This window comes from Streptomyces sp. NBC_01508 (genome assembly GCF_045040315.1).
Classification (GTDB): domain Bacteria; phylum Actinomycetota; class Actinomycetes; order Streptomycetales; family Streptomycetaceae; genus Streptomyces.
Map to the genome: position 1 here is coordinate 4,968,182 of NZ_CP109419.1, position 16,407 is coordinate 4,984,588.

13 protein-coding genes and 1 pseudogene are annotated in these 16,407 nt (G+C 67.7%); 7 read left to right on the plus strand and 7 right to left on the minus strand.

Annotation, left to right across the window (positions count from 1 at the left end; translation table 11 throughout):
* Nucleotides 1–57: 57 nt before the first annotated feature.
* Nucleotides 58–978 carry a trypsin-like serine peptidase gene (locus OG700_RS23165; RefSeq protein WP_405616539.1) on the plus strand — a complete coding sequence of 307 codons (921 nt, stop codon included), beginning with the start codon at nucleotides 58–60 and terminating at the stop codon, nucleotides 976–978.
* 90 nt (nucleotides 979–1,068) lie between these two features.
* Here the strand turns inward: OG700_RS23165 and OG700_RS23170 are convergent.
* Nucleotides 1,069–1,814 (minus strand): annotated as a pseudogene (locus OG700_RS23170) (ABC transporter permease); the annotation flags it as partial.
* Nucleotides 1,815–3,221: 1,407 nt separating this feature from the next.
* Between OG700_RS23170 and OG700_RS23175 the strand changes: the two are divergent.
* From OG700_RS23175 to OG700_RS23195, 5 genes are all read left to right on the plus strand, one after another.
* Nucleotides 3,222–5,600 (plus strand): TIR domain-containing protein, encoded by a 2,379-nt coding sequence (locus OG700_RS23175; RefSeq protein ID WP_405616542.1) that lies wholly within the window; start codon nucleotides 3,222–3,224, stop codon nucleotides 5,598–5,600.
* A 197-nt stretch (nucleotides 5,601–5,797) separates the two neighbouring features.
* A complete protein-coding gene (locus tag OG700_RS23180; protein ID WP_405616544.1) occupies nucleotides 5,798–6,058 on the plus strand; it encodes a hypothetical protein in 261 nt (86 codons plus the stop codon).
* A complete protein-coding gene (locus OG700_RS23185; RefSeq protein ID WP_405616546.1) occupies nucleotides 6,055–7,989 on the plus strand; it encodes a phenylacetate--CoA ligase family protein in 1,935 nt (644 codons plus the stop codon). The genes OG700_RS23180 and OG700_RS23185 overlap by 4 nt, the downstream gene beginning before the upstream one ends.
* A gap of 25 nt (nucleotides 7,990–8,014) precedes the next feature.
* Complete coding sequence (locus OG700_RS23190; RefSeq protein ID WP_405616548.1) at nucleotides 8,015–8,215, plus strand: hypothetical protein; 201 nt, start codon at nucleotides 8,015–8,017, stop codon at nucleotides 8,213–8,215.
* 244 nt (nucleotides 8,216–8,459) lie between these two features.
* Nucleotides 8,460–8,969: a toll/interleukin-1 receptor domain-containing protein gene (locus OG700_RS23195; protein ID WP_405616550.1), complete on the plus strand. Its 510-nt coding sequence runs from the start codon at nucleotides 8,460–8,462 to the stop codon at nucleotides 8,967–8,969.
* A gap of 141 nt (nucleotides 8,970–9,110) precedes the next feature.
* On the opposite strand, the gene OG700_RS23200 is transcribed toward OG700_RS23195, so the two are convergent.
* Complete coding sequence (locus tag OG700_RS23200; RefSeq protein WP_405616552.1) at nucleotides 9,111–10,250, minus strand: hypothetical protein; 1,140 nt, start codon at nucleotides 10,248–10,250, stop codon at nucleotides 9,111–9,113.
* A gap of 549 nt (nucleotides 10,251–10,799) precedes the next feature.
* Here OG700_RS23200 and OG700_RS23205 point away from each other — a divergent pair.
* On the plus strand, nucleotides 10,800–11,243 hold the full coding sequence (locus OG700_RS23205; RefSeq protein WP_405621896.1) for an HIT family protein: 444 nt from the start codon (nucleotides 10,800–10,802) through the stop codon (nucleotides 11,241–11,243).
* Nucleotide 11,244: 1 nt separating this feature from the next.
* Here the strand turns inward: OG700_RS23205 and OG700_RS23210 are convergent, their stop codons facing one another.
* The 5 genes from OG700_RS23210 to OG700_RS23230 all read right to left on the minus strand — a co-directional run bounded on the left by OG700_RS23210 (nucleotide 11,245) and on the right by OG700_RS23230 (nucleotide 16,383).
* Nucleotides 11,245–11,703, minus strand: coding sequence for a hypothetical protein (locus tag OG700_RS23210; protein WP_405616554.1), 459 nt, complete (start codon nucleotides 11,701–11,703; stop codon nucleotides 11,245–11,247).
* Nucleotides 11,704–12,805: 1,102 nt separating this feature from the next.
* Nucleotides 12,806–13,399: a histidine phosphatase family protein gene (locus OG700_RS23215; RefSeq protein WP_405616556.1), complete on the minus strand. Its 594-nt coding sequence runs from the start codon at nucleotides 13,397–13,399 to the stop codon at nucleotides 12,806–12,808.
* Complete coding sequence (locus tag OG700_RS23220) at nucleotides 13,392–14,153, minus strand: SDR family NAD(P)-dependent oxidoreductase (RefSeq protein ID WP_405616558.1); 762 nt, start codon at nucleotides 14,151–14,153, stop codon at nucleotides 13,392–13,394. The genes OG700_RS23215 and OG700_RS23220 overlap by 8 nt, the downstream gene beginning before the upstream one ends.
* A complete protein-coding gene (locus OG700_RS23225; RefSeq protein WP_405616560.1) occupies nucleotides 14,138–15,274 on the minus strand; it encodes a hypothetical protein in 1,137 nt (378 codons plus the stop codon). The genes OG700_RS23220 and OG700_RS23225 overlap by 16 nt, the downstream gene beginning before the upstream one ends.
* The gene (locus OG700_RS23230; protein ID WP_405616562.1) at nucleotides 15,271–16,383 is read right to left on the minus strand and encodes a glycosyltransferase family 9 protein; all 1,113 of its coding nucleotides are present in this window, start codon (nucleotides 16,381–16,383) and stop codon (nucleotides 15,271–15,273) included. Before OG700_RS23230 ends, OG700_RS23225 begins: the two co-directional genes overlap by 4 nt.
* Nucleotides 16,384–16,407 lie beyond the last annotated feature (24 nt).

The following is a 16,407-nucleotide window of genomic DNA, read 5'->3' on the forward strand; positions in this document are numbered from 1 at the left end:
TCAGCCGCATCAGCCGCCTCACCCGCATCAGCCGAATCAGCCGAGGAGACATCTGCCATGCCCGAGACCTCAACTTCCGTGATCCGGCGCCTCCGTGGCCGGGTCGCAGGACTCGCCGTGGCCGGTACGGTCCTCGCCCTCGCCGCCCCGGCCGCGGCGACGGCCACGCCCGCCCGGGCCGCCGTCGCGGCGGCCGACCCGGTCTCCGTCCTGTCGTACACCGCCCAGGAGCGTAAGACGGCCCTCGCCTATTGGACACCCGCCCGCATCAAGGCCACCGGCAAGTCCGTGGACCTCGGCCCGACCGGACCGAACGCCAAGCCCTGGCGAGGCACCTCCCTCAAGACCGTGGGAAGGCTCTTCTTCGTCAACGCCGACGGCGCCGACACCTGGTGCACGGGCACCGCCGTGAAGAGCGCCAACAAGTCCGTCGTGACGACCGCGGCCCACTGCGTGCGCCGGGGCTCCTCCCCCTACAACACCAACACCGACATGGTGTTCGTCCCCGGCTACCACAAGGGCAAGCAGCCGCACGGCGCCTTCGCGGTCCGCAGCGCCGCCACCCCGCGCAGCTGGGAGAACGACTCCGTCAACGACATGGCCGCCCTGACAGTCGACGCCGACAAGAAGGGCCGCAAGCTCACCGACGTCGTGGGCAGCCAGGCCATCGCCTTCAACCGCCCCGTCGGCGGCACCATCTCCGCCCTCGGCTACTCCGCCACCAGCCCGCAGCTCGGTGAGGAACTACTGCGCTGCGTCGGCAAGGCGAAGAAGGAACACGGCACGCAGGTCATCCCCTGCAATCTGCACGGCGGCGCCAGCGGCGGCCCCTGGTTCGCCGACTTCAACACCACCACCGGCAAGGGCACCCTGGTCTCGATGAACGCCTCACTCGACTCCACGGCCCCGACCAAGATGTACGGCGAGATTCTGGGAGCCACGGCCAAGAAGGTCTACGACCGGGCCCAGCGCGCCTGAGCCGTGGTCCGCGCGGCATGGGCAGGTCGGGACGAGCCATTGTCGTCACCGCACGCACGCACGCGCGGGTGGAGGGGCGGCAGTTGTGGTTCATGGTGTGGCCAGGGTTTCGGTGGGGGACAGGCGGGAGGCGCGGACGGCGGGGCAGAGGCCGGCCGGCGCGCCGATGGCAAGAGTGGCGGTGATCCCGCCGACCAGTGCCCAAGGTGGTACGACCGTGGGCCAGCGCTGGGAGAGGGCGAACACGGCGGTCGCTCCGCTGCCGAGAAGGACGCCGCCGAGGCCGCCGAGGGCGGACAGCAGCAGCGATTCGGCGAGGAACTGGGTGCGGATATGGCCGCGGGTGGCGCCCAGCGAGCGGCGCAGGCCGATCTCGGCACGGCGTTCGAGGACGGAGACGACCATGGTGTTGGCCACGCCGACACCGCCCACCAGCAGGGCCACCGCGCCGACACCCAGCAGCAGGCCGGTGAATGCCTGGCCGGCGGCCTGCTTGGCGGCCAGGGCGTCGGAGGGGCCTGGGGGCTGGCGGTGGCGCCCAGCGCGGCGCCGACCTGCTCGACGTGCGCGTCCTGGGTGCGGGTGTAGATGGTTGTGGGGAAGCCGTCGAAGCCGAGTTCGGTCTGGGCCGCCGGCCAGCCGACAAGGGCGGCGGTGTCCAGTTCGGGGGCGAGGGGCGCCTCGTCGAGGATGCCCACCACCGTGAACCAGCGCTCGCCGATGAGTACTTGGGTGCCTGGTTTGGCGTGTCCGACGCCGAGGCGTTCAGCCGCGGTCGCGCCCAGCACCGTGGCCGGATACGCGGTCATGCCGTCGTTGAGCCAGGTGCCACCCCTCCATCCGCCGGCCAGCGATCCCGACGCGCTCGTCTGCCGCCGCGCCACAACCCCCGGACCCCGACCCACCACTAGCCAACCCTGCGACCGCAGCCCTGCCACCCGACCGCCGCCGCACCCCGTGGCGTGGTGGCGTGAGGCACACGGGGAACAGCGGGCAGTGGCAACGGGCTTGATCGCGGCGGCCGTTGGGGCAGCCTCCCTGGCGCTCGCCGTGTGGCCGGGCGGGGGCGGTGAACGTCCGCCGGTGACCGCGCCCACGATGACCGTGCCGCAGACCGTCACTACGCCGCCGCGGGCGGAGCCGCCGGGGCCGGCGTGGAGCAGCCGCCCACCCACGTCGGGTCCGTCGGCATCCGAGCTGCTGCCGTCCGCATTGCCGTCGCCTTCGGAAGCTGCCGTCTCCGCCGGGGAGATCAGTCCCGAAGCGCCGGAGGTGCCGTCACCCTCCGGGCCCGCGACTCCCAGGCCGAGCGTGGATCCTGAGCGGCCGGACGAGGAGCGCTGCCTGCTGGACCTCGATGTGCCGTTGATCGGCGTCGCCGTCGGCCGCCTGCTGTGCCTGTAGGCGCGGGAGTCCGCTCGTCGGCACGACGGCGCTCACCTGCGAAGTGGGAGCGGACGGGAGCCGATTTTGGTTCCCGAAGGTGCTCGAACGTCCCCCGACGCGCCTGAACGTTCGTGAGAACGTGCAGGTCACACGGGGGACAAGCGTGCCCCCGGCAGGATTCGAACCTGCGACACCCGCTTTAGGAGCGGGATTGAATCTTTGCCGAGGGGTGCTTGGCGCTGCCAAGCGGTGTTGTTTCCCCTGATCAGCGCCATACGGCTGCCCGCCCGGTATTGCTCATGACGCCCCATGCCTGGCAGTCCGCTCACGCATCGCTCACGCATGGCCGGGTGCGGCTTGCTACCGGCGGTTCGCTGACACCCCGCTTCGCGGCGCGGTCCTGTCTCAGACGCTCGTCCTGTTCTGCGGGGCTATGGTGGTGGTCGATCTTGTGCTGATTGTCTTCTGGATCTGATCCGCTGAGTCAGTTCGTCCAGCTCGGTCTTGTCCTGGGGCGGCTCCTGCAACAGCCGCATCTCTCCCAATGACGTCCTCTGGCTCCGCGCTGGTCGATGCACTCGTCTCGCGGGAACCCTATCTGCCAACGGAGCCCGGTCTGCGGGTGTCGGCTGGTCGCCTCGCCGACCGTGGCGGCAGGCAACGCCAAGCCGAATCCATGAGCCCGTTCATGGCCGACCAAGCCTTGGCGTCCGAGCATGGGATTCTTGGCCACCAGATACCCTGAAGGGCGCCGATGCCTCGATCCGTAGCTGTCGTGGATGTGAGGATCGGCTCGGCCCGCTGTTCAGCAGTTCGTATGGATCGTCGGTCATGTCCATCGAGGGGACCCTGCATCGGTGCGGAATGAAGACTTACGGCCCACGCCGACATATGACGCGTTCATCAGCTACAACTCCGCCGACCTGGACGTTGTACAGACGCTTGCCGAGGAACTCCGTGAGCGGGGCTTTCATGTGTTCCTCGACCACTGGTGTCTCGTGCGAGGCGAGCCATGGCAGGAAGCCCTGAGCGAGGCGTTGGACAGCACCCCGTGCTGTCTTGTCATGTGTGGCCCGAACGGTTTCGGTCCTTGGCAGAGTGAGGAAGTGCACGCCGCGATCGAAAAGCGGGTCAGGGGCGAGACCATGCGCATCGTTCCCATCCTGCTGCCCGGCTCCGCCGATTCGGCCTGGAGATCCGTCCCCTTCCTGGGGCGGTTCGCCGCCTGCGACTACCGTCAGAGCCTTGAACAGGACCGCATCCTCGAATTTGAAGGCATCATCGCGGGCATACGCGGGGAGGCCCCGGGCCCTCCACCCCCGGCGGTCGCGTCGAAAGAGCCAGCCCAGACATACTTCCGATCACGCTTCAACGTCATCGCGGGCAACTGGCGGCGCGTTTCCGTCGTGGAAGCGGCTCGTAGAGCAATCGCAGCAGGCAGCCCACCCCTCGTGCTGTACGGATTGCCGGGCGTTGGCAAGACCAGCGCTCTGTGCGACGTAGCCGACGAGAATTGCTCGGGCCGGACCGTTCTCGCACTACCAGTGGGCGGGACGGCGGCTATAGAGCCGCGCTACCTCGTGGACGAGGTCAACACCTGGCTAGCCACAACCTTCGGCAAGGGGCTTGCCATGGAGGACCTGTACCGGCATGAATGGCCGGAGGCGCTCGCTTTACTGTTGCGCCAAGTGGCCGACGAACGGCTCCTGGTGCTGTTGGACGACCTTGACTCCGGCCCGTTCGCGGACACGGTGCTGCGGGCCTTCGCGTCGCTACCGGAAGCCCTGGTTCTGGCCACCGCGCGAGGTCATCTTGGCGCCAGTCATGAGGTCGGTCATGTGGTCGTACCCCCAATGTCACGACAGGAGAGCATCGAGTTCATCACCCATGTCGTGAAGAGCATGCGCCTGTCGGTTGATCCTGAAGACATTGCCAACAGACTTCCGGGCGACGTGCTCTCTCATCCGCTCGCACTGCGAACCTTCCTCGCGCACACCAGGTTCGTACCGACGCCCTTGCTTGTCGATCCCGAGCTGCCAGCCGATGTCCTCTCCGTGCGGACCCTGGTGGCCACAGTCGTCTCCCAACTGCCTCTCGCACACCGGGGAGCCCTAGCCCATGCTGTGGTGCTTGATCAGGTGCCGCTTGCAGATCTCCTGAAGGCCGGGGTGGTGCTGCCGCCCGGCTTCACCCCCGCCCTGCAGGACTTGGCCAGTCGCTGCCTTGTCAGTCATATCGCCGACGCTATCGAGGTACCGCGGCTCGTCACGGAAGCGCTCGACATCGTTGACCCGTCCGCTCGGCGAGCGGCGCTGTTCGATGTCACGGTCCAACTCGGCGAGGCTGTCAGAGAGGCGGACGACACGACCCTTGCGTCCATGGCCCGGGCATTGCCGCCAACCGTGCTCATGCTGGTCTCCGCCGGACTGTGGCGTGAACTGCGGGAGACCGTTCCTCTGGGCTTCCTCGACCGGCTTAACGTCGGCGGTTTCTGGAAGGAGTACGTACTGCTCGCCAGGGCCCTCATTAGCGCCGCCGACCACCTGCGGGACGACGCGGCACGAGTGCACCTGCGTGTCCGCATGTCGCGCAAAGTAGGGCAGCTCGGCGACAACCGCACTGCCTGGGATCTCGTACGTGAAGCCGAAACCGTCACGAGCACACTGGACTCGCGCTCCATGAAGGGTGATCTGGCAGGGTTGCGGGCATTTCTCGCCTATCTGCAGGGAGATGGCAAGTCCACGTTGCGGGAACTGAAAAGTTGCGTAGAGCTGCGGATGCGCGACGATGACGCGGGCGGTCTGTTGATTGCACACAAACTGGAAGGAAACGTCCATCTGCGCCGGGGAAAGTACAAGAATGCTGTGGCTGCCTATCGTGCAGCCTTAACCGCGGGCGGAGACGAAGCCGACCCTCGGCACCGAATGGACGCGGAGACGAGCCTGGCGATATGCGAGTTCCAGCAGGGGAGCAGTGAGGCGTCCGCGCTTCGCCTGGAACGGGTGGTGCGGGAGATGCGCGCACTCTCGGTGCACAGCGATCTGCCGCGAGCATTGCATGCGCTCGCCCTGGTGTACGAAAGTCAGGGATTCACCGCCCGGGCCCTAGAAGTGGCCAGGCAGGCGGCGTTGGCGCAGGCGAACGACCCGGTGGTGCGGGCAGCAGTAGACCGTCTGGTGTGGCGTCTGGAGAATCTGAGGGCAGGATCCCGTCCCCGGACAGGTCGGGCGGATTAGTGAGGTGGGCAAGAGGTGCAGGCCGCAATGCACCGGCACGGGTGATGAAGTCCGTCTTGCGCAGAGCGCGAGTGCCTCGATACCTCCGGAAGGCGTTTCTGGAAGCCGCTCCCACCCGCTTGAGCAAGGCCACGGGTGCCCTCCTCGTCACGTATCTGCTGCTGCCGGCCCACGGGGCAGGGGGGTCGGAGGTGTCCTTGGACACTGAGAGATTCCAGGCGGATTTGCTGCGCCGGTGGTCTGCTGAGGGAGGATCATCTGCGGAGCTTCACAAGCTGATCAGGATGATGGAATACCGAAGTGGAGCCCTGCGTCCGTCACCTGCGAAAAATAGGGAAGAGGACGGCAACCCGGCCGCCTTCTCACACTTCTGGGTCTCCAGCGGTCATGACATCGAGGAAATGTCCGTTTTTCTGTCGGACGTCGACCACGAAGCCATCGATTGGCTCCCGCAATGACCAACAGCACGACCACGGCTCTCGCTGAACTACTCGACCACGCTCGCCGCTATGTCCCGTACTACCAAAGGCTGATTCCCCAGACCCCCGTCACGCTTGACAACGCGGTCGCCGTCCTGCGTCGGCTCCCCCTGCTGCAGCGGGACAAGGTGAGACGGGAGCGGCCCCGTCTGTGGTCAACGGAGGGAGACCCGCTGCGCTGGCGCACCGTCCACACCACGGGTACAACGGGTTCACCACTGGAGATCGTCGTTGACGAAGCGGCACAGCGAGCGGAACTCGCCTCCTTGATACGGCATGTGGAAAGCCATGTCGGAGCCCGCACCGGTTTCGCGATCCTTCACCTGACGCTCCATTTGGCGTCAGTGTCCCGGACCTCAGTGGCGCCTGAACCGCCCAACACGAGATTGTCGAAGTGGAATCTCAGTCGTGCGTGGCAGCTGCCCGACGAGGAGTTCAGCCATGCCGTTGAAGAGTTGGCGGGGCAGGTGATCACCGCCATGCCCAGTGTGATGGCCGCATTGTGCGACCGTTTAGGCCGATGGCCAGGCCGGCTCGCACCACCGCGACTGGTTGTCCTCTCCGGCGAACACGTCACACCGGGCGTTCGCGCACGGGTGGCACAGACCTTTGGCTGTCATGTCACCGCGCTCTACACACTCGCCGAGGCCGGTATCGTCGGACACGAATGCGGGGAGACCGGCAACTATCACGTAGATGAGACTGGCGCCTTCCTGGAAGTGATCGGAGACGGGGGGCTCCCGCTATCGAGCGGCGTGCCCGGCGACATTGCCGTGACCCCTCTCGCGAACCACGCGATGCCGCTCATCCGCTACCTGACCGGAGACACGGGAGTCTGGGTCGACGGTCCCTGCGACTGTGCACGTTCCGGCCCTCGGCTGCGGTTGCTGATGGCCCGGTCCGAGCATGTGTTGGTTACCGGCCCGAGTGGCCGGGGCCTGCGGATGATCGATCTTGCCAAGCTCTGCAGACAACTTGACCTGGGTGTGACTCGCGTCGTCCGCGAGGGTGACGAGGTGGTATTAGAGCACCGGGACGAGCGGCCAGCCTCGAACGTACAGCGTACGGTGGTCGCTGCCGCGCTCAGAAGCCTGCTCGGGGTCGAACTGACGGTCCGCACTCTGCAGGTGCCAAGGGTTCTGACTGTCGATGGGCCGCAGGCAGAAGCACCACGCAGGGCAGGAGTGACTGACGTAGAACGGCCCGGGGTGCCCGCGCTTCCGGCGCCCGGGGAAATCGCAGCTTGGGCTCGAAAGCTGCTCGCTGGAGAGGGAGATGTCCTAGCGGTTGCCCTCACGGGATCGGCACTCGACCCTGCTTCTGTCAGCCGCTTCAGCGACATCGACATGACCATCGTCGTCGACGGTGACCCGTATGGCGCGTACTGGCGCTCCCGTGCGACGGCCATGAACCGGCATGTAGCCACCCTGAGAGTGAACGTCACCCAGGCCGCCGCGGTGGCCCGAACACCGCTCGTCGCCTGTCGGCTTCTGTCTGAACGTCACGCTGTTTTGGGCTCTCTGGAGCAGGCAGGAGTGGCATGGCCGGCTGCGGGAGCTCTGGTGGCTGAGGGGATGTTCTGGGCGCAGACCGCGGAGAACATCCTCTGGACGAGGCTGACCTCGGCCGACCGGACGCGGACAGATCCCCTCCGGGACGCCTGGCTCGCCTCGCGCTTCTGCCTTGACGCGCTCCGCTACAAGTTCCTGTGCGAGGGCATTCGCGTGACTGCAGCCCGGAGTATCCTGCGGCTGGTAGTTGAGTCCGGGGTGCCCAACGCCACAGGGATCACAAACGCTTTTGCCGTCGGCCGCGAGCACCGACCGCCCCCGATGGCCGGAACACCGGAGGCGGACCAATTCCTGTTGGACGCCCTGTCCTGCGTGCGATGGCTCGGGAACTTCTGGTAGCTCATGGGTTTTCGAGTGGCTGCCCGTGAGCGACGACCCTGAGGGGCTCGCACGGATCGCCGCCCTTCTGGAGCTGGTTGCCGACGAGAAGTCACCGCTGCCGGACATCAAGGCCACCCGGCGGCGTCTCGCCCACGGCCTTGACCTGACCAGTCGCCTCACCACAGGATCAGTTACGTTGGCGACCCCAAGGACTGAACTGTACTCGGCCGTCTTTTTCTTGTGATAGCGCTACTTAACAGTGGTCACACGAATATCATGCAGTTATGAGTCGTTGTACTGCTCCAGCTCAGGGTCATCGGACTGCCAGTGGACGTGCGGCGTGCCCCGCGTGCAGCAGTGGAGGCTACGGGTACTCATCACCCCGGTCCTACTACCCGCCGCCGGTCCATACGCCGCGGAGTAGTGGTGGGGGCGGTGCGACCAGTAGCGGCAAAATGCGGGCGCCTTGGTCGCCGAGCACCTCCTCCGTGATCTACACGCCCGGTGAGGTGAAGGGGCTGGCTCCTGTTCGCGACGCCGCCGTGTTGCGCGCGAGCCAACAACCCGACCTTTGCGATGTCTTTCTCTGCCACGCGTGGGATGACCGGCGCAGTGCTGCCACTGAGTTGTATGACCTGCTGGAAGCAGAGGGCGTGTCGGTCTGGTTCAGCGAGAGGAACATCGCGCTCGGCCTGCCGTTCATGCGGGAAATCGACAAGGGGTTGGCGAGGTCCCGTACAGGTCTCGTTCTGGTCACCCCTGCGCTACTGACACGCCTCGAGCGCGGTGGCGTCTCTGACAAGGAGCTCTCGGAGCTCCTTGCGCGTGACCTGCTGCTCCCTGTCATACACGAGACGACCTACGGCGAACTCCGGAACGTCAGCCCCCTACTTGCATCCCGAAACGGGTTGGACACGGCTGAGGATTCAATGGCAGTAGTTGCCATCAAGATCGCAGAGCTGGTGGCTGTTGAGGACGACCAGCGCCTGGGGAGCTAAGGGCAGGAAGGTCGCCGAGGTCATCTGCCTTGGTCAGGACGATGTTAGCGGCTGAGGAAGATCGAGAACACCGAGGCGCGATGGGTGGAGGCGCTCCGTGTGCTCGCTCCTCGGGTACCCACGCCGCCCGGGGGTAGTTCTTTACTCCTGAACCAGTCGCTGACGTGATCGTCTAGATGCCTCGCCTAGACGCACTGAGTTATACCGTGCGCGTCCTGGCCCCCGGGGCTGGGGTCGGTTCGCTGACCGACGCACTGGACAAGCCGACTGCACGGCGAGTGCCCTTGCCTGGACGTTCACGTGGTCGCCAGCCGCGTACGGGACGGCAAACTCGTCGTGTCGACCCGCACCCCTATTCAGAGTGAGCCGTCGCACCGCCTCTGTATGAATCATCTGACGCTGCCACCGCTGGTAGTGGTAAGCGCACTCCATGGTCGCCCAGGCCAGCCAGAACCCCACAACTCCAGCGACCACGGGCGCCGCGTGCAGCGTCGTCCCACCACCGCCTTGGACGCCGAGGGGCAAAGTCCAGGCGAGCGTGAGGGCGACGGTGAGTGCCAACCACAGGACGTACGCGCTGAAAGCCCAGGGCTGCGCCCCACGCAGCCGTAGCAACCGCCCGCGTTCCGCCGCCCGCCCGTGTGCCGCCACCGCCCTCGCCAGCTCTCCGAGCGCGAAGCGTGCCCGGTCCCGCTGCTCTCGCCGGATCGGCCCGCTCCACTCTTGCGTACGCATGTCGAGGCGAGCGATCTCTCGCCGTACCACCGCCATCGGAGCTGTCGTGGGTACCGCCTCCGGCCACTGAACCCACCGTTCGCGATCTTTCTTAAGGGAGCGCACGAAGCGGGCTGCCATCGGGCCGACGGCGAGACACATGCCCAGCATCAGCACGACGGCGAAGCCAGGGCTCCGCCCCCACGCCTGGATCACCAGGACCGTCGCGAACAGCAGGAGGAAGACTGGCACGGGGAAGGTCGCCCGCAGGTAGTTCTGCTGCGTCGCGTCCTGCAGGTTGCGTTCCCACGCCTGGATGGGGCGGCGCATCAGGCCGCCAGACAGCAGTACGGCGACCAGGACGATGCCCATCAGCCCAAGGGACGCCAGGGCCAGCAGCAGGGCGACCGGGGCGCCGCCCGGTTCTGGGGGCGGCCCTGCCGTCGCAGCCCACGGCACGAGGACGCAGAGCGTGGTGGCGAGGAGGCCGGTGGCCCAGCCGAGCAGCTGGCCGGGCCGTCGTGGTGGCCGATCTTCGGAGGGGATCGGCGCCCACTCCGGTGCCACCAGGGTCTCCAGGGTAGCGATCAGCTCCTCGGTAGCCGCGCCCCAGCCATCTGCGGTAACGCGATGCGCCTGCCGCAGGGAGAGGTCACCGATTGACGCGGGAAGCAGCTCGGGCGCCGACGGCTCCGCGGCGTCAAGGAGTAGGGGGGATTACGGTCTTCCCAGCGGCGAGCGTCAGCTCGATCTCGTGCCGCACCCAGTCGCCCGCTCGGTCGAGGCATCTCTCGCCCGAGTGGTTCCGCGCTTCCAGCCAGCCCTCCGGAATGGTGACCAGCAGAACCTCGCAGTCACGTACTCGGCCTCTGAGGTCATCTGGGTAGCGGTTACCCGGCAGCATCGACGATGTGTCGAGGAAGACTTGCGCGTCGCCGAAGTGACGACTGAGTCGCTCACGCAGACGGTGCACCGCATCCGTGGCACGCGGACTCCTGCGGTAGTTGATGAAGACGCCTCCCATGGCGGTTTCGCCCCTCCTCGTCCGTCCCTTCTGCCAGGGTGGTGGCCGGGGATTGCTTCGAAGAACTCCGGATCGCGAAGGCGAGGACATCCATGCACCCGTGCCCGTTCTGTTCCATCGCTGTCGGCTGCGGCCCGGCTCGGATGATCTTCGAGGACGACCACACTGTGGTGTTCTTCCCGCTGGTCCCGGCGACCCTCGGCCACACGCTTGTGGTGCCCCGGATCCATGCGCCGGACCTCTGGGCCATGTCGCCGACGGAGGCAGTGCATCTGCTTGCGACCACGCTCCGCATTGGAGACGTCTTGCGTGACCACCTCGCCCCTGAGGGTATGAATGTCATCCATTCCGCCGGCTCCGCGGCTTCCCAGACGGTGTTCCACGCCCATGTCCATCTCGTTCCGCGGTGGCGAGGTGATGCCATGGGCCCGCTGTGGCCGGGAGACGGGGCGGGCGTTCGGGATGCGGCCGTGCTCGATCTATTGGCCGATGAGATGGCCGCCCTGCTGTACCCGCCCGCGTCCCCGAGGGCGTGATTCAGCGGGTCAGGAGGAGGACCACGAAATGGGCGATCAGCAGGGCACCGTAGAACAGCACCAGTGTCTGGGAGAAGACGACCTTTGCCAGAGTCACCCTTGCCAGGTACGGCTCGATGTTCATCGATAGCATTTCCACGCCGCTGTTGGGCGTCCGGGCGTCCTCGTACAGGGTCCGGAAGAGTCGTTCTTGGCGCAGGAAGTACGAGTCGAGAAACCAGAAGCCCAGCAGAGGGATGATTCCGCTCAGTGCGATCTGCCAGCTGAGCCGCCCGGCTGAGAGTGCCAGGATGGCGGCTGTGAGTGCTATGGCCCAACCCTTCAGCAGGAAAGAGTTGTTGCCCAGCCTGGTGACGACGGCCTGGATGAACTCCAGGTGCTTGATCCGGTCGGCGCTCAGTGCCGTGCCGCTGGTGGTGGCGGTGGTACAGACGTCCGCTTCGTCGCTGCTGATGCTCACTGACACGGTCCCCCTCCGTCGGGCATGCCCGAGAGACTATCGCGGGGCCGGTGCTCCTGCCTGCCTGCCTGCCTGCCTCCCGCCGATGGGAGTGGGGTCCGGCTCCCCGCCCGGCTCTGCGTCCCGTGTGAGGTCCTGGCCGCGTCCTTCCCGCCGAACGAACTCGCGGTGCTTAGGGTCACGGTGACCAGGAGCCCAGTGATCGCGAACGGGTCTCTGAGGTTTTCGGGTGTGGCAGCGATTCCTCCGGGAGAGCCGGTTCACGACGACCGTGCCCACCGCCACAAACGGCGCTGCAAGGGGTGGGAGGGTGGGTGTTGATCGCGTTAAAGATCGTGCCCGCGACGCCTAGAGGAGCGAGCAAGAGGAAGATCCCTGCGGGAAGCAGGACCAGGATCGCGGTGGAAGCGGCGGGTATCGGCCGCGCGTAAGCGTCTCCAGCGGCGACTCAGGATAGGCGCCATCCTGGAGGGCGTGAGCGTGTCGCGCTGGTGGCCTTCTGGCGAGATCTGGCCCTATCTCGTCGGTTCGCTTGTTCTCGGTGGCGCCGCCGCCGGAGGGTGATGGCTGTGGCGCACCGATCGGTTCATCAAGGGCGACGATCGACAGTGGCGGCACGACGAGGCCGTGAAGGCAGGGCACCGGACGCTCGCCCAAGTCGACACGATGACGGGGGCGAAGTCCGAGGGCTTTGTTGCCGAGCTGTGCCAGCGCGACTGCTGCACTGACGTGCAAAGGGCCGGGGGCTCTTACAACAACAGAGCTGAAGTGCCTTCCTGATGGGCGGAGCATGGTGATTCAGTGCAAGCGGCACACGCCCAAAAGCAAGACCCCAGCTGGGAGGCGCGTGACCTGCTCAGAGCGAAGGCGCACTTCAAGGTTGACGATGCGATCTCCGTGGCCACGATGTACTTCAGCTGGCCGGCTGCGGAGTTCGCCATGGGGAAAGACATCCTCGCCGTCCAGCGCGATTACCCGGGCAATAGAACAACGGGACCTCGCTGCCTTCGCTCGGCGCGGTGAATGGCCTGGGGCAGGCAGACCGGTGGCATCGGGAATGCTGGAAGGAGACGTACGAGTAGGAGTAGTGGCTGGCGGCCATCTATTGGGCGGGTCGTTCAAGGCCAGGCGCCGCTCGCTGATGGGCAGACAGAAGGCTGCGCTCGGCGAACTGCCAGGGGGTTCTCGCGGCGGTCACGAAGGCGGCGGGACCTTCTTGAAGGTGGGTGAGGACGCCCAAGAGGAGGGTGTGGGAGACGACCAGCAGGGGGCCGTGGTGCCCGGCGGTGTGGTGGAGGAAGGCGGCGCCGTGGCGGGCGCGGGTGTGGAGGTCGGTGAGGCTTTCGCCGTCTTCGCAGCGTAGGCAGGGGTTGGCGAGGCGGCGGGCTCGCCAGGCGCGGTAGGCCGGTGGGTAGGTCTCGGAGGTACGGCCGAGGACGATGCTCGGGGCGCGCCATTCGGCCAAGAGGCCGGAGGTGGCCACGATCGGCAGGCCCGTGAGGTGCGAGACGAGGGTGGCGGTCTGGCGGGCACGGGGAACCGGGCTGGTGACGATCGCGAGGATGCCGTTGGGGAGGGGGAGGGACAGGCGTACCTGGTCGCGGCCCTCCTGTGTGAGGGCGGCTTCATGCGGGGCGTGGTAGCCGGGGCGGTGGCCTTGATAGGCGCCGTGGCGCATGAGCCAGATGTCAGCCAAGGATCCAGCCCCCGTCCACGCGCAGGGTCTGACCGGTGATGAAGCTGGTGTCGTTGGTGGCAAGGAAGGCAACGGCCGCGGCGACGTCTTCCGGGCGGCCCCGGCGCTGGACGCACTGGCGGGCGAGCTGGCGGGCGGTCATGGCCTCCGAGTCGTCGACGACGGTGTCCTCGGCGGGGACGCGAATCGAGCCCGGAGCGACACAGTTCGCTGTGATGCCGGCGGAGCCGAGTTCGCGGGCGAGGGCGCGGGTGAGTCCTTCGAGGCCGGCCTTGGCACTGATGTAGCCGGTGAGGTCCTGGCGGCCCGCGGTGGCGAGGACGGAGCCGATGGTGATGATCCGGCCCCAGCCGACGGCCTTCATGGCGGGGGTGAGTTCGTGGGCGAGGAGGTAGTGGCTGGTCAGGTTGGTGGCGAGGGCATCGTCCCAGTGGGCCGGTGTCGTCTCCGTCCACGGTCGGCGGGGATAGGCACCGGCGTTGCTGATCAGGATGTCGATCGGGCCGAGCCGGTCGTGGGCCTGTTGGCAGAGGGCGTGTACGGCCTCGGTGTTGCGGACGTCGGCTGCCAGGGGGATTGCGGTGCCGCCGCTGTCGGTGATGTGGGTGGCGAGCTCGGCTGCGGCCGGGTCGTCGTCGAGGTGCGCGAGGGCGACGGTGGCGCCGTCTGCGGCGAGGCGGCGGGCGATGGCCGTGCCGAGGCCGCCGGTGGCTCCGGTGACCAGGGCGGTGTGGCCGTTCAGGGGGCCGGGCATGGCGACTCCAGCGGGCAGAAGTAGGTGGTGGGGTTGAAGGCAGGGCTCATGGCCTCGGCGAGCCGGGCGAGGAGGACGAGCCGGTCCTCGGGGGCCAGGTCGGCCAGGTTGTAGACGCCGAGGATGCGCATGGCCAGGTAGGGGCGGAGGAGGTTCGCCAGGTCCTCGCCGGGCCAGAGGCGGTCAGCGACCGGCCGTACGAGCTGGTTCCAGTACGCGGTCACGGCGGCTCGCCGGGGCGTCGAGAGACGCGGGGCGTAGTCGATGTGGATGGTGCTGGTGGTGTGGTCGACGTCTGCTCGCCGGACCTTAGGCGTGTTGGCCAGGACGTGGTCGAAGGTGGCCGGGTGGTCGGCGAAGGCGGTCGGGTTGTACGTGGGGACGAGCCAGCCGCCGAGTGCGGAGGCGTACCAGAGGAAGTTGGCGAACTCGCCGGGGACGCTGTTCATGCCCGCGGTGTCGTAGTCGAACCAGGCGAGCGGATGGGCAAGGTTGACGTCGGTGGGGTCGCCCTGGGTGAGGGCCGCCCAGACTGGCTCGGCCGTGGCGAAGTGGGCGCGCAGCCAGCGGAGGGAGGCGGCCCAGCCGAGGCGGTGTCGACGGCCGTTGATGTTCAGGGCGTAGGTGTCGAGGCGGGTGACCGGGATATCGATGAGGCCATCGGCGATCAGGAAGTCCTTGCCTGCGTAGTACGTGTCGAGTCGGCCGCCCGGCGCCGCGCGGTCCCAGTACAGCTTGCGGACGACGTGCGCCGGATCGGCCGACCATGCCGTCCCGAGGATGAACTCGCGATACGCGGCCGTGAGTTGGTCCATGTAAGTGTGGAGGTCGCCGCTCAGCTCGTCCGCGTTGAGGAGGTCGAGCAGGAGGCCCTGGTCGGTGCCGCCGGGGAGACGTTCGTACGCCAGGAGGTGCCCGCCCGGCACGCGCAGGTGTGCATGGAGGGCGGGGACGCGGTAATGCCGGGCCAGGTGGGCGTGGCCGCGGATCTCCTCGCGGGCCTCGGCCGGGTTGCGGGTGTACTTCAGGAGCAGCGGGTGGCCGAGGAGGTCGACGGGGCAGAGCAGGTTGCGGGTGAAGCGCCGTACCGGACCGATACGAAGGGGAGGCGGGAAGGTCATCGCTCCATCCCGTTGAGCAGTTCGAGGCTGACTTGGGCCAGCGCGTCGGGCGGGAAGGCGTCCATGTGAACGTCCGTGTCCGGGGTGATGGCGTCGCGGACGGGGCAGAGGTCGCCTTGGTGCATGCGCTCGGACAGGTCGGTGGCGATGGCGTGGTGGTGCGGCATGCCGGTGCGCCACTTGCTGTGGCTGTGGCGCGCGTACAGGCCGATGACCGGCGGGCTGCCGCCGTCCCGGCCGCGGGCCATCGCGGCGAGGTGGGTGAGGCCGGTGTCGTTGCCGACGATGAGGTGGCAGTGCGGGAAGAGGTCGGCGAGGTGGTCGGCCGGTATCCCGTCGAGGCGGAGGACCTGCACATGGCGCCGGGGTGCCTCCGCGGTGACGCAGGGGCCGTCGCCCGGGTTGCCGCCGATGAGCAGCAGCCGGGCCTGGGTCTGGTGGGCCTCGGCAATGTGCTCGGCGAGGGTGATGTAGCGCCGGGCGGTGTAGTCCTTGCACTCCGGCCAACTGGTGGCGGTGATGGCGGCGATGTTCAGCCTGCTGAGCCAGCCCGCCGAGCGCAGTTCCTCCACGAGGTCGTTCGGCCGGGTCGCGAGGGTGGGAACGAAGGGGGCCGTGGCGGGCAGGCGGATGCCGAGGCGGCGCTCCAGCGCCAGGTAGTGGCGGGCGGGCAGGTCCGGGTGGGCGCGGCCGTCGGTCGACCAGCAGGGCGGGGCGGCCGGGTCGAGCACCAGGCTCACCGCCGCTGTCGAGCCGTGTGCCTCGATTCCCGCGTGGTCGCCGATCACGGCCCGATGCCCGTTCGGCGCGGTGGCCTGGGGCCGCGTGATCAGCCCGGTGCGGGCGATCAACCCCGCGTACGGACCGACTGCCCGGACGGCCACGCGAACCGAGCGCAGCCGCAGCCAGTCGAGGACCGCGCGGACTCCCGATAGAGCGAGAAGGGTGTCGCCGAGCTTCCCCTCGAAAACCGCCACGACCTCGCCGCACCCGCTCAGGCGGTGGACGAGCTCAGCGGAAGCGGCAAGCGAGAGCGGTGCGCCGGCGGGAACGCTGTCACGGTCGTACCCGAGCGGGGTGGTGTGGACGGCCCCGGCGGGGATGACCAAGGAACCGTGGTGGAACCGGATCCC

What these genes read in the sequence shown, in the direction of transcription:
- OG700_RS23165 (WP_405616539.1), top strand. Translation starts at nt 58, where the DNA reads ATGCCCGAGACCTCAACTTCCGTGATCCGGCGCCTCCGTGGCCGGGTC.
- OG700_RS23185 (WP_405616546.1), top strand. Translation starts at nt 6,055, where the DNA reads ATGACCAACAGCACGACCACGGCTCTCGCTGAACTACTCGACCACGCT.
- OG700_RS23205 (WP_405621896.1), top strand. Translation starts at nt 10,800, where the DNA reads ATGCACCCGTGCCCGTTCTGTTCCATCGCTGTCGGCTGCGGCCCGGCT.
- OG700_RS23220 (WP_405616558.1), bottom strand. Translation starts at nt 14,153, where the DNA reads ATGCCCGGCCCCCTGAACGGCCACACCGCCCTGGTCACCGGAGCCACC.
- OG700_RS23225 (WP_405616560.1), bottom strand. Translation starts at nt 15,274, where the DNA reads ATGACCTTCCCGCCTCCCCTTCGTATCGGTCCGGTACGGCGCTTCACC.